This window comes from Mediterraneibacter sp. NSJ-151 (assembly GCF_022487435.1).
GTDB classification, from domain to species: domain Bacteria; phylum Bacillota; class Clostridia; order Lachnospirales; family Lachnospiraceae; genus Schaedlerella; species Schaedlerella hominis.
This window is the reverse complement of record NZ_JAKVPP010000005.1, coordinates 92032-115168: the sequence shown is the minus strand read 5'-3', so window position 1 is coordinate 115168 and position 23137 is coordinate 92032. Positions and strand designations below refer to the sequence as shown.

At 37.2% G+C, this 23137-nt stretch carries 21 protein-coding genes and 1 tRNA gene; 16 read left to right on the top strand and 6 right to left on the bottom strand.

Features of this window, described 5'->3' with window-relative positions:
- Positions 1-9: 9 nt before the first annotated feature.
- The 3 genes from LQE94_RS06715 to LQE94_RS06705 all read right to left on the bottom strand — a co-directional run bounded on the left by LQE94_RS06715 (position 10) and on the right by LQE94_RS06705 (position 3386).
- Entirely contained in the window at positions 10-1956 is a 1947-nt protein-coding gene (locus LQE94_RS06715) for a V-type ATP synthase subunit I (protein WP_118738269.1), read from the bottom strand.
- Positions 1953-2999, bottom strand: a complete 1047-nt coding sequence (locus LQE94_RS06710; RefSeq protein WP_022075708.1) for a V0D/AC39 family V-type ATPase subunit — start codon at positions 2997-2999, stop codon at positions 1953-1955. Before LQE94_RS06710 ends, LQE94_RS06715 begins: the two co-directional genes overlap by 4 nt.
- Before the next feature lie 75 nt (positions 3000-3074).
- The gene (locus LQE94_RS06705) at positions 3075-3386 is read right to left on the bottom strand and encodes a hypothetical protein (protein WP_022075707.1); all 312 of its coding nucleotides are present in this window, start codon (positions 3384-3386) and stop codon (positions 3075-3077) included.
- Between the two features lie 269 nt (positions 3387-3655).
- Between LQE94_RS06705 and trmB the strand changes: the two genes are divergently transcribed.
- From trmB to LQE94_RS06690, 3 genes are all read left to right on the top strand, one after another.
- Entirely contained in the window at positions 3656-4309 is a 654-nt protein-coding gene (trmB, locus tag LQE94_RS06700) for a tRNA (guanosine(46)-N7)-methyltransferase TrmB (RefSeq protein ID WP_118738268.1), read from the top strand.
- A gap of 393 nt (positions 4310-4702) precedes the next feature.
- Positions 4703-4775 (top strand) — tRNA-Lys (locus LQE94_RS06695).
- A gap of 201 nt (positions 4776-4976) precedes the next feature.
- On the top strand, positions 4977-5756 hold the full coding sequence (locus tag LQE94_RS06690; RefSeq protein ID WP_118738272.1) for a hypothetical protein: 780 nt from the start codon (positions 4977-4979) through the stop codon (positions 5754-5756).
- Positions 5757-5847: 91 nt separating this feature from the next.
- Here the strand turns inward: LQE94_RS06690 and LQE94_RS06685 are convergent, their stop codons facing one another.
- Complete coding sequence (locus tag LQE94_RS06685) at positions 5848-7116, bottom strand: ATP-binding protein (RefSeq protein ID WP_118738267.1); 1269 nt, start codon at positions 7114-7116, stop codon at positions 5848-5850.
- Between the two features lie 242 nt (positions 7117-7358).
- Between LQE94_RS06685 and LQE94_RS06680 the strand changes: the two genes are divergently transcribed.
- Positions 7359-8348, top strand: coding sequence for a bifunctional (p)ppGpp synthetase/guanosine-3',5'-bis(diphosphate) 3'-pyrophosphohydrolase (locus tag LQE94_RS06680; protein WP_118738266.1), 990 nt, complete (start codon positions 7359-7361; stop codon positions 8346-8348).
- Between the two features lie 98 nt (positions 8349-8446).
- Here the strand turns inward: LQE94_RS06680 and LQE94_RS06675 are convergent, their stop codons facing one another.
- A complete protein-coding gene (locus tag LQE94_RS06675) occupies positions 8447-9184 on the bottom strand; it encodes a GntR family transcriptional regulator (protein ID WP_118738265.1) in 738 nt (245 codons plus the stop codon).
- A 254-nt stretch (positions 9185-9438) separates the two neighbouring features.
- Between LQE94_RS06675 and LQE94_RS06670 the strand changes: the two genes are divergently transcribed.
- The 10 genes from LQE94_RS06670 to LQE94_RS06625 all read left to right on the top strand — a co-directional run bounded on the left by LQE94_RS06670 (position 9439) and on the right by LQE94_RS06625 (position 19747).
- Positions 9439-10224, top strand: a complete 786-nt coding sequence (locus LQE94_RS06670; RefSeq protein ID WP_240577291.1) for a GNAT family N-acetyltransferase — start codon at positions 9439-9441, stop codon at positions 10222-10224.
- 9 nt (positions 10225-10233) lie between these two features.
- Positions 10234-11661 (top strand): MFS transporter, encoded by a 1428-nt coding sequence (locus LQE94_RS06665; protein ID WP_118738263.1) that lies wholly within the window; start codon positions 10234-10236, stop codon positions 11659-11661.
- A gap of 34 nt (positions 11662-11695) precedes the next feature.
- On the top strand, positions 11696-12559 hold the full coding sequence (locus LQE94_RS06660) for an SAM hydrolase/SAM-dependent halogenase family protein (RefSeq protein WP_118738262.1): 864 nt from the start codon (positions 11696-11698) through the stop codon (positions 12557-12559).
- Between the two features lie 2 nt (positions 12560-12561).
- Entirely contained in the window at positions 12562-13404 is an 843-nt protein-coding gene (locus tag LQE94_RS06655) for an SAM hydrolase/SAM-dependent halogenase family protein (protein WP_118738261.1), read from the top strand.
- A 257-nt stretch (positions 13405-13661) separates the two neighbouring features.
- Positions 13662-14144 (top strand): nucleoside deaminase, encoded by a 483-nt coding sequence (locus LQE94_RS06650; protein ID WP_118738501.1) that lies wholly within the window; start codon positions 13662-13664, stop codon positions 14142-14144.
- Positions 14145-14190: 46 nt separating this feature from the next.
- Positions 14191-15465: a cytosine permease gene (locus LQE94_RS06645; RefSeq protein WP_240577290.1), complete on the top strand. Its 1275-nt coding sequence runs from the start codon at positions 14191-14193 to the stop codon at positions 15463-15465.
- A gap of 4 nt (positions 15466-15469) precedes the next feature.
- On the top strand, positions 15470-15643 hold the full coding sequence (locus LQE94_RS06640) for a hypothetical protein (protein ID WP_172696980.1): 174 nt from the start codon (positions 15470-15472) through the stop codon (positions 15641-15643).
- 226 nt (positions 15644-15869) lie between these two features.
- Positions 15870-16634 carry a GntR family transcriptional regulator gene (locus LQE94_RS06635; protein ID WP_186864364.1) on the top strand — a complete coding sequence of 255 codons (765 nt, stop codon included), beginning with the start codon at positions 15870-15872 and terminating at the stop codon, positions 16632-16634.
- Between the two features lie 307 nt (positions 16635-16941).
- The gene (locus LQE94_RS06630) at positions 16942-17649 is read left to right on the top strand and encodes a response regulator transcription factor (RefSeq protein ID WP_118737688.1); all 708 of its coding nucleotides are present in this window, start codon (positions 16942-16944) and stop codon (positions 17647-17649) included.
- Positions 17621-19747, top strand: coding sequence for a sensor histidine kinase (locus LQE94_RS06625; protein ID WP_118737689.1), 2127 nt, complete (start codon positions 17621-17623; stop codon positions 19745-19747). The genes LQE94_RS06630 and LQE94_RS06625 overlap by 29 nt, the downstream gene beginning before the upstream one ends.
- Before the next feature lie 130 nt (positions 19748-19877).
- On the opposite strand, the gene LQE94_RS06620 is transcribed toward LQE94_RS06625, so the two are convergent.
- Positions 19878-20681, bottom strand: coding sequence for a ThuA domain-containing protein (locus LQE94_RS06620; RefSeq protein ID WP_240577289.1), 804 nt, complete (start codon positions 20679-20681; stop codon positions 19878-19880).
- A gap of 193 nt (positions 20682-20874) precedes the next feature.
- Here LQE94_RS06620 and LQE94_RS06615 point away from each other — a divergent pair, with 193 nt between their 5' ends.
- Both LQE94_RS06615 and LQE94_RS06610 read left to right on the top strand, forming a co-directional pair.
- On the top strand, positions 20875-21762 hold the full coding sequence (locus tag LQE94_RS06615; RefSeq protein WP_172696985.1) for an exonuclease domain-containing protein: 888 nt from the start codon (positions 20875-20877) through the stop codon (positions 21760-21762).
- Between the two features lie 133 nt (positions 21763-21895).
- Positions 21896-23137 carry an ammonium transporter gene (locus LQE94_RS06610; protein ID WP_022075223.1) on the top strand — a complete coding sequence of 414 codons (1242 nt, stop codon included), beginning with the start codon at positions 21896-21898 and terminating at the stop codon, positions 23135-23137.

The window sequence follows — 23137 nt, the reverse complement described above, 5'->3', positions numbered from 1 at the left end:
AATGATAATTTATTTCTTTGAGTTTGATTCAGTTTTTTGTGAATATGGTGAAAATGCATGTCCGGAACCACTGTAGAATCGACTGAACATTTCATAATATTCCAGACGAAGAACCTGGATACCGACGATTAATCCCTCCATACCACACACGAACAAGTTACCGAGTACAATGACGATCCAGTTCGGATTACCCTCTTCGACACCGGCAAGCATCAGTACAACTTCCATCATTGCAGCATGACTGACAGCGAAAGCACCGATACGGACAAAGGACAAGGTGTTGGAGAAGTAGCTGAGCAGTGTTTCAAATAATTCAAAAAATCCCTGAATGAGGAACATTGCTTTGCTTTCTTCCATTTTGTTACTTTTCTTTTCAATCTTCTTTGTGAGTGGCTCACGGAATAAGATTAAAAGAAGAGGAATGCCAAACATAATGGCAAGAACCCATCCGGCAGGGGTTTTATGCCCTGTCATAAATAAAACGATAACAGCTACAATGGAAGCATAGAATACAAGTCCTGCAACACCATTGATATCAAACCAGGTAGCTTCTACATCGTGGCTACGAGCCGCATTTATAATATGGAGGATCATAGCAAATATAATGACACCCATACCAAAAGCAACAGCGACAATAAATACGGTGTTTAACTTACCGATAAAAGGTAATGTCGTCATATGGTCGATTGGTCTTAACCAAAGCGGCTGAATGATATCTTCAAATCCGAAAATGCTTCCGAATAAAAATCCAAAAATGGTGGAGAAGAAACCGGCACAGGATACAATTCCTGCCAGAGGAATCTTCTTAAAGTGATATAAAAGTCCGCCTCCGATCAAGAGGAGAAGTCCCTGACCAACATCACCGAACATTGCACCAAAGATGAAGGAATAAGTCAATGCAACGAAAATGGTAGGATCCATTTCATTGTGCGCAGGCAAACCATACATCTGTACATACATTTCAAAAGGTTTAAATAATTTTGGATTTTCCAGTTTCGTTGGCGGTTCTCCAAAATATTTATCCCGTTCTTCCTCTACAACAACAAAGACTTTGTCATCATTTTTAATTTCTTCTGTAAATTTTTCGACATCATCTTCTGCCATCCATCCGCATAAAATGTAATAATCTTCTTTGTTTTCTTCCATGCGGGCTGCCATCTTACGAACATCAAAGTTATTAGAAAGCTCTTGCAGACGTTTTTGTGCAGCAACCAGCTGAGGTCCCTGTTTTGTAAGGAAATCGGCAATTTGTTGATTTAGAGCTTCAATCTCTTTTTGTGATTTATCAATCTCACGTGAAAGTGCTCGATATGCCTGTGAAGGTGTTCCTTTGTATTCATCTGTTAAAGTGATTCGCTCAAAATGAAGCGAACGGAAAATAGCATCCGCTTTCGGGGCTTCACCAGGCGATACGAAGTAAGCTCCGTATACATAAGTATCATCACGTTCGCCTTCTACATAAATAGCATCCAGGTCATCAGCCAGATATTTCTGCATTTTATGATAATATTCAATAGGAAGTTTTCCAAAGCGGTAAGCAATAAATCGATAATTCAGAACCTCTTGAATGTTGCAGTCCAATGGCTGGAAAGGCGAAATAATCTGTTGTTTCTGCTGAGCAGCTCCAATAGCCTGCTTCTGTTTTTCTTTTTTCTCTTGCAAATGTTCATACTCTTCATTTGCAGTACGTACAAGTTCAAACATATCGTCCAGAGCAAGTGTCGCATCTGGTTTGATCTTGTCGGGATTGTCCAGATAGCCAACAAATTTATTAGCCATACTAAGAGCATCCCGATATGGATTGAGTTCAACAAATGGTCGGAGATTGTCGACTGTTTTTAATTCAGACAATGCCGATTCCAATTGGATTTCATATTTGGAAAGGTATGTGTCGGTCACGCGGTCGATATCATTTCGAGGACCCGAAATGTTGATAAATTTCATTTTTACAATCATAGAGTTTTACCTCCAATATACGCTAACGTTTCACCAGGAGACAAATGGTAACGCACACATTCCATGGCGGTTGTCAGCTTTCTTAATTCTTCTTCTTTTAAGAACAGATACGTATTGAGCGTAGCAATAGAATAAGGATTCCTGCGTCGGTCTACCGTGTAAAGATGGTAAAGACAATCACGATACATCTGTTCAATTGTTAGTGTTTCATTGAAATCATAGTGCCTCCAGTAAGAAGTTTTTCGTAGAATATGATCAAATTCTTCTACAGAAGGTGCTTCAACCAGTTCTTTAACAAGTTCGGTTGAAAGTTTATAATGAATCGGTACTAATAATGCATAAATGTCTACCGGTTTCATTTCATAATATTTCTTTGCTCGATAAATCCATTGAAGATTTAACAGATCAATCTTTGAACCATAATCTCTTGTAAGAATCTCAAGCTCTTTTTTCTTTAAAACTTTTTTTCGCTTTTTCCAGACCTTGGCAAATGCATATTGATCCAGAGCAAGGTCGTAATCAAAAAGAGTAATGTTAGGTTTTTCCTTTAATCGCTTCAATGGTTCATAATATTCCGTATCTTTCAAATTCTCGATTAATTCATCCGTTGTACGTGATGTGATCAGTTTATCGATAGAAATCTGAGAATATTTATCGAAGAAATTCTTCTTATAATTTAAATCAAAAGGCTCGGAGTAATGATTGATCACAATACGGAAGCAATAATTGATCAAATCTACTTCATAGCGGGAAACATAAAGTTCCAGAAATTTTCGTTGTTCCAGCCCGCAAAAACGATAGATTTTAGAATAATCATAATATAATTGTCCAATTAAAACTTTCTCAATATTACCGCGATGAAGCTGCTCGTCAGACAAATCATTTAATACAAAGCTGTAAGAAGATTTCTCTTTTAGATAAGAAACAATTTCCGGGACGCTGTGAAGCTCGGCAATTTCTTCGAAATTTTTATCATTCAGAAGCCTTGCTTCCATTGCACGAATCTTAGTTACAATACCACTGTATGCCAGTAAATTTCCCATGTTTGTCACCTCGTTTGCATGAAAATGTGTTGTTACTTATAGTAAAATGTAAACAATGATGTGAAAACCTGTGATCTACACGGTCGTAATACGTGCTAAGATTTCCTGTGCATATTGCGAATGCCTTTCTTTATAATTCTTCTGCAAGGCAATGGTTGCAGAATTGTTATCACTACTTTGACCATTTAAAACATTTTGTGTATCAGTTTCCAGATGATCACGGATCTTTTGAATCTCGGACATGGTACGACTTTCTAATTCAATATCAAAGAGCCGTCGTTTTTCCTGATATTCTTTATCCAAAACTTCCTTTTGTGCCTCAGCATGCTCCACAATGGAAGAAGCGGCCGATTCGATTTCGGATAGTTTTTTTACAATAGAATCCATAAGAAGCCTCCCTTGTTGATTTTTACTTGTGATGTTTTTATCATACACCTTTTTGAAAAAAATACAATAAAAATAGCGGAATACAAACGATAAAATTATACAAAATCACCAGAAAAACAGAGGGCGAAAAAATATTATCAAAAATTGACCGGTAGGATTGGTTTATGATATGATGAAAAAAATTAAAAATAAAAATGATAAAAATGATGGAAAATAGCAGGTCAAACGAAGAATTACCTGATGAATGTTAGATAGTAGGAGGAAACAGTATGAGACTTAGAAATATTCCAAGAGCGGAAAGTACAATAGAGGCACATGATGTGGTAATCAATCAGCCGGAGGCAGAACGAGGAAAGTGGGCAAAGGTATTTGGGAATAGTAAACCAATTCATATTGAGATTGGGATGGGAAAAGGTCAATTTCTGCTAAATATGGCACTGGCTCATCCAGATGTAAACTATATTGGAATCGAACGTTATTCAAGCGTACTGCTTAGAGCAGTGGAAAAATTTGACAGAGATGAATACAGAGAACTTGAAAATATCCGTTTTATTTGTATGGATGCAAAAGAATTGGATAAAGTATTTGCACCGGAAGAAGTGGATAAAATTTATCTGAATTTTTCAGATCCATGGCCAAAAGCAAGACATGCAAAACGAAGACTGACATCGAAAGAATTTTTGAAAAGATATGAAGGAATCCTTGCTCAGCATGGAAAAGTTGAATTTAAGACAGACAACACAGAGCTGTTTGATTTTTCCTTAGAACAGATAGAAGAAGCAGAAGGCTGGGAGCTGCTTGCACATACCTTTGATCTGCATCACAATGAAGAGATGAATAAAGGCAATATTATGACCGAGTATGAAGCAAAATTTTCAGCAAAAGGTCAGCCGATCAATAAGTTGATTGCAACAAGGAAATAAAAAAGTAGTTGTTACATATAATATAAAAAGCTTACGTTACTGTTCACAATCTAAAGTGAGCAGTAGCGGTGTTTGTGGGGATGTGTAAATGAAGAAAAAACGCAGAACCTGGAAAGTAGCGTTGAGTCAAAAGCTATATTGTAATGTAAAGTGGAATAAAATTGTGGTGTGTGTGAAGGACTCATTGGACGAAGTAAGCAAGGTCTTGAATTCTATAGGAAGAAAATGTTAAAGTAGCTTGTTTGAAAATGTAATTATTACCTTTGATAGGTGCAAAAATTAAAAAAATGTTCGAAATATGAAAAAAATATAAAAAAATACTTGCATTTTTTAAAAGCCTCCGATATAATATCTATTGTGTCACAGATGAGGCATACAAATTTAATAAAAGATGCGCGATTAGCTCAGTTGGTAGAGCACCTGACTCTTAATCAGGGTGTCCAGGGTTCGAACCCCTGATCGCGCACTCGGGAATCACTGTTTTTGACGGCTGCGAACGTCGGGGGCGGTGGTTTTTTTCATATTCTTCTTTAGTAATTTTGCAGGACTTATGTTATACTGTGGATAAATCAAAATGCAGAGGAGAGGATGCAAATGGGAATCTATTTGAATGGGACAACAGCATATACTTTGTACAAAAGTGAAACAGTTTGATGAAAGGAAGCGTATGAATAACAAAAGAAAGCAAATTATAAAAATAGTTATACCATTAATAATTGCATTATTGTCTGTTTTTGTATTCGCTCGATTCACAACATCTACAGAATATCATGCCAAAACAATACAGTCTTTGAATGAAAAGAAGACAACGGTTATGGAATTGACAGCGGCTTCCACGGCAGCTTCAGCGGCAATCACGTTGATTCCGGGAGATACAGGAACTCCGATTGCGGAAAAACTGGCAGATTTGAGCTCGTATTTTCTGGTTGTATTATGTGCATTATTTTTGGAAAAATATTTGCTGACGATAACGGGCTATGCAGCATTTATGATATTAATACCAATTGCCTGTGTATTATATTCGGCGAGTGAGATATTTAAACGGAACATATGGAAGCAGTTTGCATATAAGTTGGTGTTATTTGGACTTGGTATCTATCTGATTGTGCCGGTCAGTGTAAAGGTATCGGATATGATAGAGACAACATATCAGACATCTATTGAGCAAACAATCGATTCGGCAAAACAGACGACAGAAGAAATCAAAGATAGTAGCGACGAAGAGGAAAGTAGTGGTGTGAGTGGATTTATTTCCAAAGTGAAAGATGGAGTATCGGACACAACGGCTAAAATACAAAATGTGTTGAATAATTTTATTGAGGCGTTGGCGGTTATGATCGTAACTTCATGTTTGATTCCGATATTGGTAATGATATTCTTTGTGTGGATTATTAAGAGCATGCTGGGAATGGATATGACCGGATGGAAGCGGATTGAGAGAATATAGGTATGGCCCCAGACAGGGACGGAGTTTCATGGTTCTTTTGCTGAGCAAAAGACCATGAAACTCCGTCCCTGTCTGGTCTATACCTGTCTGGTTAGTTATCCAACAACCATTTCCAAATAGGAATTACCTCAATATTGATTCCATCGCAATCAATAACAGCCTCTTCGCTATTAGTAATGAGAATACATTTGGCGTTGGAGATAAAATTATTTAGCTTCACAAAGGCTCTGGTTTCACGTTCTCTTGTATCTATGTTATCCAGAACCTGCATACTGACCTGGATAGCAAGATTGTCTAATGGTACATAAAAGTCAATTTCTACATTATTCTCAAAGAAATAGACATTTTCGGTACCATAACGTCGCATCAGTTCGATTGCAACAAGATTTTCCAGTTGAGCAGATTTGCAGTCTAGCAGCATAAGTCCTAGAAGTCCGGTATCCATAAAGTAATACTTAGGAGAAGTCTCTTTTTCTACAAGTTTGGCGGCATAGTTTTGCAGAGTAAAGAGCAGGTAGGAGTCTGTCATATAATTGACATAGTTTATTACGGTTTGTTTACCGATAGACATTCCACTACTTTTTAATATATTAGTCAGTCGGTTATACGATAAAGGTTTTGTGACAGATTCTGCAATTTTCTTTAAAATCAGCCTTATTGCGAAATCGTTGGTGATTTTATTTCTGGTTATAATATCACCAAGATATACGGTTTGATAGATGCTGTTCAAAAAAGCCCTTTTGTTCTTTATTTCAACTAATTCAGGAAACGCTCCATAAGTTACGTATTCGTTATATTGATTTTGGACATCTGCCCTGTCTTTGGTGCTAATAACATCCAGATAATTCTTTGTCATATTATTTGCAATTAGATATTCAGAGAAAGAATATGGATAAACATTCATAATAACAAAGCGCCCACCTAAAGTAGAAGCTATTTCGTTACTTAGCATTTTACTATTACTGCCAGTAATATTGATTCGATATTTCATATCCGCAATTCTGCGAACGAACTTTTCCCATCCGTTAATATTTTGAATCTCGTCTAAAAATAGATATGGTTTGACATCAGTTCCGGATAGTTCTAATCCGATTTCTAAAATGAGATTTAGATCTTCAGCAGTCATTTCCAAAAGACGCTCATCTTCAAAATTTACATAAACAATTTGGGACAAGGGAATTCCATTGTCTTCTAATTGCTTTATTTGTTGATACATCATATATGACTTTCCGGTTCTTCTGATACCAACAAAGCAATAATTGACATTGGTTTCTAGAGAATACTGTCTTGTTATTAATGGATTGTTGAGATAAATATCTTTTTGATCAATCATGATTTGTTTTATAGTATCTCGATTCATAATATATGTCACCTCTTTCTATATGAGATAATTATATATCAATATTGTCTTGTATACAAGACAATATCATGAATGAGTTGTCTTGTTTAATGAGGATGGAGATATAAATAGTATATGCGTATTGATGGGGATTATAACAGGGACCAAACAGGAACCAGACAGGGACGGAGTTTAATGGCTTGTATTTTGACGAAATATGGGTTAAATTGTTCTATATAAATGCTGACAGAGGGGATGATATCATGATTAAATTAAATGACTACCTGTACTCAGGAGATACCATATTCCGTATCCTGGATAAGTACATAGCAGATTTGCGAAAAGAAGCAAAGCGGACGCACAATGCGATTGATCTGACACATTGTAATTTTTTACTTCAGATCAGAGGTCTGTTGGAGCATAATGATTTCCTGACGGCACAGTCACAGCAAATCCGGGAGTTTTATAAATATATGGCAAAAGAATATCCATTCCTTGCATTTACTTTTAAAGGACGTATTAAATCATTAATTAGGGCAGAGGCAAAGTTTAATGGTTATATAGTAGAATATATTTATGATTACTATGTGGAAAGAGGAACGTATCCGTCTGTATCAGAAATCAAGGATCGGTTGAGTTGTTTTCGTGATTTTATTGCATATCGTATTGTCATCTCAATGCCAAAATGCCATTATCCAAATGAAGAAAAACGGAAAGCAGAGGAGTTAAAATGTTTGTACGAAATTGCAAATGTATTGCCGGGATTTTTGGAGGAACGCGGATTTACTGCTGAATCGGCATATGGTGTAAAGATAAGTGAATCACCACTTCTGAATGAGGAAGTGAAACCTTATTATCGAGATTATATTTCCAATCAAAGTGCAAACGGCTATCAGTCGTTACATATTACTTTTTTTGATAATTCATCCAGAAGCTTTATGGAAGTCCAGATTCGAACAAAAACAATGGACGATATTGCAGAAATAGGACAAGCAAATCATACAGCATATGAGAAGAAACAAAAAGAAGAACGTGCAAGGCGAGACGTAATTCCAAAAGGAGAGTGCAGATATTTTGATGAAGCATATGAACGAGGAATGGCTCTGCTGGGAATAGAACTGAATAAATTAGATGTTAATATGTTTGGGGCAGTGGATAACAATTTAATTAATGATGGATGTGGATTATATCGCGGACGACTGATTCTGCCGTATGAACATTTGTCACGTTTTCAAAATGATTTAATAGATTAGAACCAGATATGGGAGCCGATTGGGACGGAGGTTAATGGCTTTTTTTGCGAGCAAAAAGCCATTAAACTCCGTCCCAATCGGCTCCTCATCTGGTTCCCCTATCTGTTGGATTTGCGATAAAGAGGAAAATGTAGTTGATAATATTCTGGTAAAACGTAAAATTTGTTGCGCGCCAGAGGTTGATTTTCCTTAGTGTAATGAATCGATTCTAATAAAAGTGCCGGAGTTTGTTCAGGGACTTTTAGAAAGTCAGTTTCCATATGATTAACATAAATTAATTTAATCGTTGTGTCCATTCGTTCTGTATGTGTAAATAATGTCTTCAATATAACTTCACGAATAGAGTCTTCTTGAGCAGTGTCCAAAAGAAGCAAATCAAAAAAAGTTGCCGGAATCTGTGTGAAGGAATAACTTAAGACAGTTTGATCGGAATGGAATACACAGTTGCATGCTAAAACTAAATCACAGGTTGTGAGTTCTAGTTTATCTCTTGCAATATCCGTTGGAGCACCGTAATTATAAGATAGTATCGTATCTGTTATAGGAAGCTTACATTGGGTTAGAAGCGGATGTTCCAAAAGATTTGTAGGGGAGGATGGAGAATGGGGAGCTATTAAAGTTCCTTTTCCTTGAGATTTAATAATCATACCATCTTCTTGCAAAATAGCAAGAGCTTGCCGAAGAGTATTTCTGCTGACACCATATTTCTGAGATAGAGCAGTTTCTCCAGGGAGATATTCTCCAGGTGGATAAGTTCCGTCCATAATATCCTTATATAGAGAATTGTACACATCTAAATATACGGGAATATTATCGGTATATAGTCGTGTTTGCATTATTCGACCTCCTTTGTTCAATCTTGATGAACAAGTTAATCATATCATGTTTTTTTTGTCTGTGCAATTATAATTCTGATAAGTAGGAAATGAAAAGAGACTGGAAATACAAAATGCACAAGATTGTATGTTAAACCTTGTGAGAAAGTTATAAAAATTAAAAAAGTATGGAGGAAATGTTGACAAACAGATAAAAACAATGCTAATCTTTGGACAAGATGAACATGTTCAACAAGATAAGAGGGGGAGGATACATGATACGTCTTTGCGAAGAAAAAGACAGAGGGCAATTATTAAACTATTTGCAAGAAAATCCGATTTATCATACATTTTTGCTTGCAGATATGGAACAATATGGATTTAATCATTCATTTCAACAGATTTATGTGCAGGAAGAAAATGGAGAATGTCAAGGTGTTTACTTGCGGTATTATCATAATTTGATTCTTGCAGGTGAACCGGACTACATAGATGGCAGGGCGGTTGCACAGTTAGTAAATGGAGAAATTAGAACCATAATGGGAAGAGGGGAACTTGTCAAACAAGTTTTAGATTATTTGGATAGTACATGGAACATGGTAGAAAGTAATTTGTATGTACAGCCTATTCCAGTACAAATTTTGGAAAAACCAATGGCAAATCTGAGAATTGCAAAATTGGATGATGTGGATGCTATTTATCAGTTTTTGATGAGTTTTCCAGAGTTTGTAGCACCATATGGTGAAAAGGCGATGATTGTAAATCGTATTACAAATAATGAAGGAATTCATGTACTACTTGAAGAAAATGGGAAAATTATTGCACACGGAAATAGTGCAGCAAAAACAGAAAAATCCTGTATGCTGGGAGGAATTTGTGTAGATCCCGCATATAGAGGAAATGGGTATGCACAGAAGGTTTTATCTGTATTAAGTGAATACATACATCGAGAAGGAAAAATGCCTTGCATTTTTGCACCAGCAGATTCAGAATACTCAATTTTCGAAAAGACTGGATTTGAAATTTATGGGACATGGGCGGTTGTAAACCGCATTAAGTAGGAGGGACTCATGGAAACGATAAATAAGAAATTGAAAACAAAGGATATTTTAGGTTATACGATAGGATCTATTGGTGATAGTACATCATACAATTTTATTTTATCATTTTTATCTTTTTTTATGACAACAGTTGCAGGGGTGAGTCCAGCAGTAGCTGGAGCTATTATTTCAATTGCGATTGCGTGGGATGCTATTACTGATCCGATTATTGGGTATATTGTAGATAATTCTAGAAGTAGCAAGGGAAAACGTCGCCCTTGGATTTTGCGATCAGTAGTTCCGCTCGGTGCTTCTATGGTACTATTATTTTTAAAAGTGGACTTTCCGGCTGCACAAAAAAACTTGTATTATTTGATTTTAGTCCTTGTTTTCTGGACAGCGTATACAGCATTTAATATTCCATACTATTCTTTTGGATCAGTACTTACAGATGTTGATAGCGAGCGTGTAAAATTGGCAGCTTTTCGTGAAGTACTTGGATATGTTGGAATTTTTTGTGCAAGTTCTGTTCCTACTTTTATTGTTGGAAAAATGGTGGCGAGTGGTTTCTCAGATGCAAATTCATGGTTTACAGTAGGTGTGATCACAGCAGTTATTTCTGTCATTACAATTTCATTAATGTGGTGGATGACTAAAGGTAAAGAGCCAATAGAAGAGGTCGCTGAGACTGAGAAGATGAATATAAAAGGATTTTTCGTACAGATTTGGAGTCTGATGAAGATGAAACCGTATGTGCTTGTAATTCTTTGTGCACTTTTAACTAATGTATACATGACATTATTTAACTCTAGTCTGATGTATTATGTAACGTACAACATGGGGTTGGCTGAAACACAAGCATCACTGATGTTTACAGCTATGAATATCGTATCAATTGTATTTATTCCATTTGTAACAAAAGGGGTGGAAATTTTTAGTAAAAGTAAGGTGTATGTTGGTTGTACTATTTTCAGTGGAAGTATTATGATACTTACAATGTTTACTGGTATTCCTAATATTGCAATGGGATGTGTTTATGTAGTACTGGTTGGTGTAGGAACTTGTGCTTATTGGATGTGTATTTTTAACTTTTTATATGACGTTGTAGATTATGATGAATTTCAGCGAGGAAAAAAACGTGACGGAATTATTATGTCTTATTACTCGTTTTTGTTAAAACTTGGTGGTTCTGTTGCTGCAGCGGTACAGGGCATACTATTGGAACAGAGTGGATTCAATCCAACTTTAGCTATGCAGGGAGAAAATGCACTGAATATGATAAAAATAATGTTTACTATTCTTCCAGGTGTATGTTTATTTGGAGCTGGTGTAGTTATGGCAGTGACTCCATTAAAAGATAAGAGAATGAGTGCGTTAAGAGCAGCTTTAGAGAAGAAACGATTAGGAGAAAGCTATTCAGTAGAAGGCTTTAAAGAATTATTAGATAATCAACAATAGACTGATATAAAATTTAAAATTGAGGAGGAAAACAATGAATTCGAAAGCAGCAATTGTAATGCAAACAGATTTTACAAAAGATATTTCCGTCTGTACTATGCAGGGCGTGTGTATGATGGTGGATCCGACATTACGTGTTTTTGATAATACACATGATATTAAGAGTTTTGATACATATCAGGCTTCTACGTGTTTAAGTTACGTAGTTGATTTCTGGCCAGCAGGCACAGTTTTTGTTTCTGTTGTAGATCCAGGTGTGGGAACAGATCGAAGAGCGTGTGTCGCAAAATTAAAAAATGGTAGTTATGTTGTAACTCCGGATAATGGGACTCTTACACATGTGGCAAAATATATCGGTGTAGAAGCTGTTCGTGTAATTAATGAAGAAGCTCATCGGTTAAAAACCACAGCACAGTGTAACATTTTTCATGGAAGAGATGTATTTGCATACTGTGCTGCAAAACTGGCGGCAGGAATTATTACTTATGAAGAAGTTGGGCCAGAGTATCCGATTGAGGAAATTGTTTTACATGAGATTATTCCGTATCAGTGGGAAGGAAATAAATTTTTTGGAATGATTGATACTGCGGATTATCATTTTGGATTAATTTGTAGTAACATTCCGGCAGATGTATTTGAAAAAGCAGGAGTTTCCTATGGAGATTTATTAAATGTTAAAATTAGAAAACAAGGACAAGAAGAGCCGGTATTTTCTGGAGAAGTGCCATTTTGCGATTCGTTTGGTTCAGTAGCCGAAGGAGAACCACTTTTAATGGTTAGTGAGACACTTCAGATACAAATTGCAATTAATTATGAAAATATGTCAGAAAAATATGGAATTCAAGTAGGTCCAAACTGGACAATAGAGATGGAGCTTTGTGAAAAAGGGGAAAAATAGATATGAAAAAACCAACAATAGTTATGCAATCGGATTTTGGGATTGATTCAGGATTAGTTGCGTGTATGCATGGAATGTGCCGTTTAGTAGATTCAGAATTGGAAACACATGATATTACTCATTTAATTCCAGCTTTTGATATTGAAGCAGCTTCTTATTGTTTACAATATACAGTTCCGTTTTGGCCAGATGGTACGGTTTTTGTATCGGTAGTAGATCCGGGAGTTGGGACAAGTCGCAAGGCATCTGTTGCAAAATTAAAAAATGGAAGTTATGTTGTGACTCCAGATAATGGAACATTGACTTATCTGAAAAAAAGAATTGGAGTAGAAGCAATACGAGAAATTAACGAGGAAATAAATCGTTATCCATTAACAAAAGATGTGCATACTTTCCATGGAAGAGATTTATTTGCATATTGTGCAGCAAGACTTGCATCAGGAGTGATTTCCTTTGAAGAAGTCGGACCGGCATATCCAGTTGAAGAAATTGTATGTCATGAGTTAAAATGGGCGAAAATTTCAGAAGGTTTGGTGGAGACAGAAATTAAGAGTTATGACCCATTCGGAAGTGCTGAATTAACTGTTGAAAATAAAGAATTTCAAGAAGCTGGATTCCGAATAGGAGACAAAGTAAGAATGGTTCTTCTAGATGGAGAAGAACAGATACTTGATACAGTGATACCATATGAAAAATCTTTTGGATATGTAGAAAAAGGTGAAGATGTTATCTTTAATGATTTAGCTTCATATGTTACTATTGCAGCTAATGAAGCCTACTTTATGAAAAAATATAAGTTGGATCCAGAAAAAACATACCAGGTACGTTTGATAAAAGAATATTAACCCAGATAGGGAACCAGACAGTGAGCCGGACAGGGACGGAGTTTAGTGGCTTTTTTGCATAGCAAAAAGCCACTAAACTCCGTCCCTGTCCGGCTCACTGTCTGGTTACTTATATATTTTTATAAGTAATAATTATAAATAGTATAAAAAATGTTGTTGAAGAATTGTTATACCCATGATATATTAAATTTGTAATAGATAAGAGGTATTACCTTATACCTAAAAGAACGAAAATATATTAGGAGGAGTAAAAAGATATGAAACAGTCACATGAATACTATTTAGAGCGTTGTATCGAAGTTTCAAAACATTCACGCGAATCAGGAAATACACCATTTGGAGCATTACTTGTTGATGCGGAAGGAAACATTTTGATGGAACAGGAGAATGTAGAAATTTCAACACACAAAGCAACAGGACATGCGGAGACTCAGTTGATTGAGAGAGCGTCTATGGAATATAGCAAAGAATTTTTATGGAATTGTACATTATATACAACAGCAGAGCCATGTGCAATGTGTGCAGGAGCAATGTACTGGGCAAATATCGGAACTGTTGTATATGCAATGACAGAAAAAGATTTGTTGGCGCTTACAGGTTCAGATGAGCAGAATCCGACGTTTGATCTTCCATGTCGCGAAGTATTTGCCCGTGGGCAGAAAGATATTACTGTTATCGGACCTTTCCCAGAGTTGGCACCGAAGGTAGCAGAGGTTCATAAGGATTACTGGAACAATTAAACAGCAAAAATAAAAGACAATGGAATGAAGACGTGAGGGCAGAAGCATGGAAAAAGAAAAGCAGATAGATAAAGAATATTCACTTTCTACCGTACCACAGGAAGAACGTAAAAGTTACGCCAGCTTGACAATTATCTGGATGGGATTTGTATTTGTAGTAACAAGTATGATGGCCGGAGGAGGTTTGGCAGAAGGATTAGACTTCCAACATATTTTGTTAGCTACTTTAATAGGAAATGTTTTCCTTTGCCTGATTGCATGTTTGGTAAGTTATATTGCATGCAAGACGGGATTAACATTTGCACTGATGACAAGATACAGTTTTGGTGAAAAAGGATCACGAATCGCATCCTTCTTTGTACCAATCGTAAACCTTGGCTGGTATACGATACAGGCTGCAACATATGGACATTTTGTTGCAACAGTTCTTCATTGTGGACAAGTTGGAGAGTACATCTGTATGGCATTAAGTGCAGTAATCATGGGAATTTTCTCATTTAAAGGAATCAAAGCAATCACAATCCTTGGATATGTTGCAATTCCGGCAATCATTTTCCTTTCTCTTGGAACATCACTTAAAGGAATCAATATGGTTGGTCTGGCAGGAGTAATCGGATTCACACCGGAAGGAAGCATTTCACTCGGAAGCGGAATCACAGCAATTATCGGAACATGGATTCTTTCTACAGCAACATGTATTGCAGACATCATGCGTTATGCAAAATCGACAAAAGCTGCAGTAGGAGCAAATTTGACAGGGCTTTTGATTGGTAATGTATTTATGATTTTGTGTGGAGCAATTACAACAATTGCTGTTGGAACCAGTGATTTGACAGAAGTTCTTCTTGCTATGGGACTTGTTATTCCAAGTTTAATTCTGATGACAACAAACATTTTTACAACAAATGCATCAAACCTGTATTCAACATCATTGAACTTGTCAAATGCGTTGAAAACAGACAGAAAGAAGATTATTGTTGTATTGCTTGTTCTTTCTGCATTAGCTACACTGACAAAACCATATCAGATTGGCTTCCTGTTCAGTTTTCTTGATCTGCTCGGAACAGTTGTACCACCACTTGCAGGAATAATCCTGGTAGATTTTTATTTGCTTCATAAAAAGAACTATCCAATGCTCGAAGAAACAGAGTTTAAGAACTTTAATGTAATGACTTGGATTTCGTGGGTTGTTTCTATTGTTTTAGCAAATGTTCTTCCTATTGGATTACCATCTTTGACAGGACTGGTTCTCGGCGGAATTATTTACTTCATTTTAATGAAATTAACAGGCAAAAAAGTATTCAGAAAAATAGGAGAATAAGCCAATGAAAAATATGTTGAAATATAAGATTGCAGCTTTGATCGGAATTATATTAATGGGATGTGGATCTTTTATGACATGTCTTTCTACATCCGCAGGTGTTGTCATGGCAGGAAATGTATTATTGGTGATTAGTATGGTTATCACAATCTATGCATTCAATGTGTGGCAGCCGTAGAGGCAATGTTTAGTGTAATACAGTAGAATAAAAAGATAATCAAAATTGTTACTGTTCAGTTGATGGGCAGTAACAATTTTTTGCGATTTAAAATGGCGAGATGCGCTGCAGGTCAAAGGTACTGTAAATAGTAACCTATTAGGTGTATAAAAAGCATGATTCAACTGGAAATGCTTGACGATATGTATTAGATGCGAGTATGATTTTAAGTAGGAGATGAAATGGTATGGCGATTAAAAAAGTAAAGAAATTAGATTTAAAACAGACAGTAAAGGACATGTTGCTGGATCATATTTCGCAGATGGATCTTTCTGTAGAAACAAAGCTTCCAAGAGAAGAAGAGTTGGCACTTATGTTTGGTGTCAGCCGTATTACAATCCGTAGTGTTCTGGATGATCTTGCAAATGAAGGAATAATTACAAGAAAACATGGAAAAGGGACCTTCGTAAATCCTGTATCGGCAGGGATTCAAGTTAGTTTTAACCCAGTTATGCATTTCTCAGATATGATTCGAAACAGTGGATATACACCGTCTGTCAAGATTATTGAATGTCGTACGGAAGCTGCCTCTAAAGAAGTAGCACTGGCATTGAAAATAAAAGAAGGGCAGGATGTGATCGTCTGTGTAAAGGCATTTTTCGCAGATGATAAGTTATGTTCTATTGTGCAGGATTATGTAGATATTGAATTGCTGCCAGATTATGAAGATATGACAACAGAAGATATGGATTCGTTATTTTATTATATTTACCATAAAACCGGACATACGATTCAATGGGACAAAACAGAGATTCAGGTAATCTACAGTAAGGAAATTCCAGAAATACATCATATTGTAAAAAAATATGGCGGGGATGATAAATCCTATCTTTTGCTCAAGGGTATTAATTATGATGAAAGAGACAGAGAAACGTTGTATGCGTTGGAGTATGTAGATACGGATTTGATTAAGTTTAATCAGATACGGAAGAAGGTAATTACGTATTCATAGAACCAGATAGGGACGGGTGAGCCAGACAGGGACGGAGTTTAATGAGCCGATTGGGGACGGAGTTTGATGGCTTTTTTGCGAGAAAAAAAGCCATCAAACTCCGTCCCCAATCGGCTCTAGTACGTTAAAGCGAGAAATTCAATTGTAGACTCTTTAGAAAATCTTTCGAATTTCTGCATGCTGTTTTTTAAGATTAGATTTTATGCTATTTACAACATAAAAAGAAAAGCAAAAAGCGAGGAGGTGCCGGATATGGTATACTTGGAAAGGCAGCGAAAGTATGGGAAAGTGAGAGGTATATAAGAGTATGGAAATGAATCATGTGCTGATCGTTGAAGACGATAAGGAAATCCGAGAGGGTGTTGAAATATATTTGAAAAGCCAGGGATATGTAGTGTTCCAGGCAGCAGACGGAGTTGAGGGACTGGAAGTAATTGAGAAGGAAGAAATCCATCTGGCGATTGTGGATGTGATGATGCCAAGAATGGATGGGATCCAGATGACGGTAAAGCTTCGGGAAAAATACGATTTCCCAGTAATTTTTCTGTCTGCAAAATCAGAAGAAGTCGATAAAATCATAGGGCTTAATATGGGAGCTGATGATTATGTGACAAAACCATTTACTCCATTGGAACTGCTTGCAAGAGTAAATTCACAGCTTCGCAGATACCGAAGATTTATGGAAAAATTAGGCGATAAAGAAAAGACGCAGAACATTCACGTTATCGGAGGGCTTGAATTAGATGAAGACCGTGTGGAAGTCCGTGTGGACGGGGAACTTGTAAAAGTAACTCCGATGGAATATAAAATTTTATTATTGTTAATGAAAAATCCTGGAAGGGTGTTCTCTGCAGACGAGATTTATGAACGTGTGTGGAATGAACGTGCAGTCAACACAGATACAATCATGGTGCATGTGCGAAATATTCGTGAAAAGATTGAGATTAACCCGAAGGAACCAAAATATTTGAAGGTGGTGTGGGGAGTTGGATACAAAATTGAAAAACAGGCATAAATTAGCTATATTTTTTATCATGATTACAATATTGATCCCGTCATTGGCAATGATGACCGGGTATTTTAGCTGGTATCAGATGAGAACTGAGACGAAGACAAAAGCATTTAAAAATGCAGAGAAATCGTCAGATTTTCTGGGACATTTTCTGGAGAGTACATATCTGCTCTATAATACAGAAAGTGGAAGAAAGTACGCAGATGATGTTGAAAAATCTCTGTATGATTCCTACAATGCAGAAATGTCAAGGTATTCACATTTTAATTCTTATCTGGACTATCGGGTGCTTGATGAAAATGGCGGTGATATTGAAAAAAGTACGGTCAGTTCAGGGAAGAATCTGACAGAAGGCAATCTAAAAAATTATGCCCTTGGAATGATTATTTCCTATGATGCAAATGGGAAACCAAGTGTCAACATTAAGCAAAGCGATTATGCAAAAGAACAGACAGTAACCATGCGAAAGCTTATCGGGAATTATTTTCAGGACAGCTGGCTGTCTTATTGTGAAGTGACGATTTATCCTGATACAGATGAGGATTATGAGGAAGTATCCTTGCAGACACCGAAGAATCGAACATACTTGTTTGCAATGTCAACGGAGAATCTGAAGGAGTATATCAATGATTATAAAATCGCAAATCCGGATTCTTATTATGCACCAGGTGAAATGAATGATACAATTTTGTTGTGGATGCTGGCTGTAGCGGCTGCGGCATGGCTATATCCTTGTTTCAAGACTTTTCAGACAGGAAATGAAAAAATCTTCCATGCTCCGTTGGAGGTGACTGTGATAGCAGTTTTTGTGCTGATTGAAGTCTTGATGAATCAAAGCGGAGCATTGTTAAGCCGAAGGAAAGGGTATCCGGATTTCTTAGACTGGATGGTGTGGCTTGGAACATTTGCAGCCACATATTGGATTGCAGCGAGCCTTAGAAGAGTCATATCGCTGGGAATAAAAGGATACTTGAAACAGCAGACCATGGTCGGACGCCATTGGGAGAAAATTAAAACGATAGGGAGTAACGGAGAAGATACTGCAAAATCCCTTGGGAAAAAATTTAAAGCATTTGTTGCAAAAGTATGGAAATCACTGCAGGAAGTAGATCTGACGGATAAGAGCAACAAGATTTTACTCAGAATTGTTATTTGCAACTTTGCCGTATTATTTTTAGTAAGTCTTTTCTGGGACTATCGCATACAGGCACTTGTCATATATTCCGTTATATTATTCTTCATTTTGCGGAAATATTACAAAGATATAAAGCGAAAATATGCCAGACTTTTAGAAGCAACCGGAGAATTGGCAAAAGGCAACATGAATGTGGAGATCAAGGAAGATCTTGGCATGTTCAATCCATTTAAACCAGAGATTGAAAAGATTCAGGAAGGCTACAAAAAAGCAGTTGAAGAGGAAATAAAAAGCCAACGTATGAAGACCGAACTCATTACAAATGTGTCCCACGATTTGAAAACGCCACTAACAGCGATCATTACTTATATTAATCTTCTGAAAGAAGAAAAAGATGAAGAGAAAAAGAAAGAGTATGTCGATGTGCTGGAACGAAAATCCATGCGTCTGAAAGTATTGATTGAAGATTTGTTCGATATTAGTAAGGCAAGCAGCAAAAATGTAATATTGAATTTGACGGACGTTGATGTTGTGAACCTGTTTAAACAGGTGAAACTGGAACTGGATGAAAAAATTGAAAAAACAGAACTGGAATTTAAATGTAATTATCCGGAAGAAAAAATGACGGCTGTTTTGGATGGACAAAAGACATACCGGATCTTTGAAAACCTGATTGTGAACGCCACAAAATATGCAATGCCACATACAAGGGTATTTGTGGATATTTTTAGAGAAGAAAATGAAATCGTAGTACAGATGAAAAATGTTTCGAAAGATGAATTGACATTCAATCCACAGGAGATTACTGAGCGTTTTGTACGCGGTGATGAATCCAGAAATTCCGAGGGCTCCGGTCTGGGACTCGCAATTGTAAGAAGCTTTACAGAATTGCAAGGTGGACACTTCCATGTTGAGACAGAGGCAGATCTGTTTAAGGCAGAGATACGGTGGCCGTGGAAAAAATAGGATGATTTAAATATAAGGAAAATGAGCCGATTAGGGACGGAGTTTAATGGCTTTTTTGCTCGCAAAAAGCCATTAAACTCCGTCCCTAATCGGCTCAAAATCGCCCCCACCCGTTTGTGGGGGCGAGCGACTATTTCTGATACTTACTTTCCGGTGACACCTCTACATGGGGGCATTCGATTTTTCCTTTAATCGGAGCAGCAGGTGCAGCCCAACGGATTGCATTTTTAATAATCTGTAGAACATGTGGGTTATGATAAGTAGGATTTGTCTCGTGTCCAGGCTGGAAATAGAACACTTTACCATAACCTCTTGTCCATGTACAGCCAGAACGGAAGACTTCTCCTCCGCGGAACCAGCCGGTGAAGATAACATCATCCGGTTTTGGAATATCAAAGTATTCTCCGTACATTTCTTCCACATCTAATTCGAAACTTGCAGGTATACCCTGTGCAATCGGATGAGTCGGTGAAGTTGTGAAAATACGTTCAAAATCACCCTCACGCCACTGTAAAGTGCAGCTTGTACCAAGCAGGAGACGAAGTGGCTTACAAAGGTGGGCAGAATGCAGGGCGATAAATCCCATTCCGCGAAGCACACGATCCTGAATCTTGCGGGCAAGGTCGTCTGGTACTGCATCATGTCCGACATGAGCCCACCAGACTAAAACATCTGTCTTTTCAAGAAGCTCATCAGGCAGTCCAAATTCCGGCATATCAAGAGTGACAAGTGTCACAGACACATCGTCCATCTGTGAAATATAATCTTTCAATGTTCCACCAAGTCCGAGCGGATAAGCTTCTTTGATTGCTTTGGAGCCTTTTGCGTGATACTTTTCAACTTCTTCTCGTTTGTCTTCCGGAATCTTAACAAAACGATAATCCGGAGTCGTCATTTCCTGAAGCTTTTCATACCAAATTGTAATGTTTATCATGGAATAGTAACCTCACTTTCTAAAAACTAATCTTATTATAACAGATTTGCAGATAAATTCACGTATAAATCTGTTATAAAAATGTAAATGGGTTGCCTGAAAACTCAGAATATGATATTGTTTTTCTGGCTGAAATAACAAATGCTAAGCTCAAAAATACTTCGCTAAGTGTTTAAAGTAGGGAGTGAATCCGTTGGAAAATACAAAAAAAAAATATAGAAAGAAAACAAACAAAAAAGAACAGGCAAAAGAAACTCTTGTTGTAAGAGATATTTTAAAGGAAGAAACAGTTGCCTTTCTGGATACAGAATTTCTTACGTCTCAGCGTAAAGGTGGTGCACCATCAAAACTAGTATCAATAGGATTTGTAATCTGCCGCAAGGATTTTAAAGAAGTGGACAGATTTCATTCGTATATCTATATGGATGATGAATTGCATAATCGTTTCCGAGAAGTGACAGGAATTACGGAAGAAGATTTGCTAAATGCACCAGAATATGAAATGGTGATGGAAGAAGCTGCACAGCGTATGGCCATCTGGAATGTAACGAGAATTTTTGTCTGGGGGCCGGATCAGACGGTTATTCAGAGAGACCTTCAGGCATATCGGGGGGATATTTCTAAACGAGCAAGAAAATCGGTCAATCGAATGATACGTATGATCAAGGATATCGAAGGCATTTATTCCAAAAAGTTAAAAATACACAATATAGGAATCGCTAATTTGAAATTACTCTGTGGACTTGGTTCGGAAGTGAGTCATGATGCATTAGATGATTCAATTGATTTGAAAGAAGTAGTACAATATCTTGATACAAAGGGATGTCCGGATTATATGGTACAGGCAATGAAAACGTACTTATCGGACAAGGAATTGTATTGCCGTTATCGCAGATTTCATGAGAAATGGGATGAAGTACCTGAAAATCTGCTTGAAAAAAGTAAGGAATTGCTGTTGGAGTTAGAGAAGATCAATTCGATGGAAGCGAAAGCACTGCGAGATGATATTCATGTAATATGTACAGGGAAAGATACTATATTTCCTACACCGGAAGAATATCTAGAACAAGAGTTGTTATAAAATATTATACTTGCGAATAACATAGTATTGTGGTAGAGTAATGAGCAGACGGACGAGGGCGTTTGAAGTATGGAGATACTTTGAACGCTCTTTTTTTGTTTGTTGTATAGAAAAAGAAAGAGGAGGATGAAACATGAACACGGGAGATACAGCATTTATGATGATTTGCACAGCATTTGTGTTTTTTATGACACCCGGACTGGCGTTTTTTTATGGAGGACTTGTCAGACGAAAAAATGTCGTTAATACAATGATGGCATGTGTGGCAATTATGGGATTGTCAGTAGTTATGTGGACATTATTCGGATATTCATTATCATTTGGTGGAAATCATGGAGGAATTATCGGAGATTTCCGCTGGTTTGGGCTAAATGGAGTTGGAATGGAGCCAGGACCATACGCAGATACGATACCGCATTTGGTATTCTGTGCATTTCAAATGATGTTTGCGATGATCACACCTGCTCTGATTACAGGCTCTCTTGTAGGAAGAATGAGATTTAAGGCATTGTTCTTATTTGTAGCATTGTGGTCAGTTGTAGTATACTATCCATTGGCACACATGGTATGGGGAGAAGGTGGATTACTGGCAGCAATCGGTTCTGTAGATTTTGCAGGCGGCGATGTAGTACATATCAGTTCTGGTATTACGGCACTGACATTGGCAATTATTCTTGGACGCCGTAGAGGCTACGAAGTGATGACATATCGAATCCACAATATTCCGTTTGTTGTATTAGGTGCAACAATTCTCTGGTTTGGCTGGTTCGGATTCAATGCAGGAAGTGCACTTGAAGCAAATGGTTTGGCAGCACATGCTTTTATGACATCCGCAATTTCAGCTGCAGCGGCATTGCTTTCATGGATGCTCTTAGATGTATTACATAATGGAAAATCAACGTTGGTTGGTGCAGCAACAGGTCTTGTTGTTGGTTTGGTGGCAATCACACCAGGTGCAGGATTTGTTCCAATCTGGTCCTCCTTTATCATAGGAGCATTGGTAAGTCCAATCTGTTACTATGGAGTTGCATTAATAAAGAAAAAACTGAAAATAGATGATGCGTTGGATGCTTTTGGCTGTCATGGAATAGGAGGAATCTGGGGCGGAATCGCAACAGGTATTTTCGCACAGAGCTCAATCAATGACGTTGCCCGCTGGGATGGATTAGTATTCGGAGACTATCATCTGTTTGTAGCACAAATCGTAGGAATCATCATTACAATGATAATTGCTGTTGTAGGAACATTGATTTGCGTAGCTATAGTAAAAATATTTACGCCTCTTCGCGTAGATGTAAAAGATGAGCAGGTAGGTCTGGATATTTCACAACATGGAGAAAGTGCATACCCAAGCTTCAATGGATTGGATCAGTAA

Bases quoted from the DNA above. Each gene is read 5' to 3' on its own strand.
- LQE94_RS06685 (WP_118738267.1), bottom strand. From the start codon at position 7,116: ATGAATCGAGATACTATAAAACAAATCATGATTGATCAAAAAGATATT.
- LQE94_RS06710 (WP_022075708.1), bottom strand. From the start codon at position 2,999: ATGGGAAATTTACTGGCATACAGTGGTATTGTAACTAAGATTCGTGCA.
- LQE94_RS06705 (WP_022075707.1), bottom strand. From the start codon at position 3,386: ATGGATTCTATTGTAAAAAAACTATCCGAAATCGAATCGGCCGCTTCT.
- LQE94_RS06670 (WP_240577291.1), top strand. From the start codon at position 9,439: ATGATACGTCTTTGCGAAGAAAAAGACAGAGGGCAATTATTAAACTAT.
- LQE94_RS06715 (WP_118738269.1), bottom strand. From the start codon at position 1,956: ATGATTGTAAAAATGAAATTTATCAACATTTCGGGTCCTCGAAATGAT.
- LQE94_RS06635 (WP_186864364.1), top strand. From the start codon at position 15,870: ATGGCGATTAAAAAAGTAAAGAAATTAGATTTAAAACAGACAGTAAAG.
- LQE94_RS06665 (WP_118738263.1), top strand. From the start codon at position 10,234: ATGGAAACGATAAATAAGAAATTGAAAACAAAGGATATTTTAGGTTAT.
- LQE94_RS06620 (WP_240577289.1), bottom strand. From the start codon at position 20,681: ATGATAAACATTACAATTTGGTATGAAAAGCTTCAGGAAATGACGACT.
- LQE94_RS06655 (WP_118738261.1), top strand. From the start codon at position 12,562: ATGAAAAAACCAACAATAGTTATGCAATCGGATTTTGGGATTGATTCA.
- LQE94_RS06660 (WP_118738262.1), top strand. From the start codon at position 11,696: ATGAATTCGAAAGCAGCAATTGTAATGCAAACAGATTTTACAAAAGAT.
- LQE94_RS06675 (WP_118738265.1), bottom strand. From the start codon at position 9,184: ATGCAAACACGACTATATACCGATAATATTCCCGTATATTTAGATGTG.
- LQE94_RS06680 (WP_118738266.1), top strand. From the start codon at position 7,359: ATGATTAAATTAAATGACTACCTGTACTCAGGAGATACCATATTCCGT.
- LQE94_RS06630 (WP_118737688.1), top strand. From the start codon at position 16,942: ATGGAAATGAATCATGTGCTGATCGTTGAAGACGATAAGGAAATCCGA.
- LQE94_RS06610 (WP_022075223.1), top strand. From the start codon at position 21,896: ATGAACACGGGAGATACAGCATTTATGATGATTTGCACAGCATTTGTG.
- LQE94_RS06650 (WP_118738501.1), top strand. From the start codon at position 13,662: ATGAAACAGTCACATGAATACTATTTAGAGCGTTGTATCGAAGTTTCA.
- LQE94_RS06645 (WP_240577290.1), top strand. From the start codon at position 14,191: ATGGAAAAAGAAAAGCAGATAGATAAAGAATATTCACTTTCTACCGTA.
- LQE94_RS06640 (WP_172696980.1), top strand. From the start codon at position 15,470: ATGAAAAATATGTTGAAATATAAGATTGCAGCTTTGATCGGAATTATA.
- trmB (WP_118738268.1), top strand. From the start codon at position 3,656: ATGAGACTTAGAAATATTCCAAGAGCGGAAAGTACAATAGAGGCACAT.
- LQE94_RS06690 (WP_118738272.1), top strand. From the start codon at position 4,977: ATGAATAACAAAAGAAAGCAAATTATAAAAATAGTTATACCATTAATA.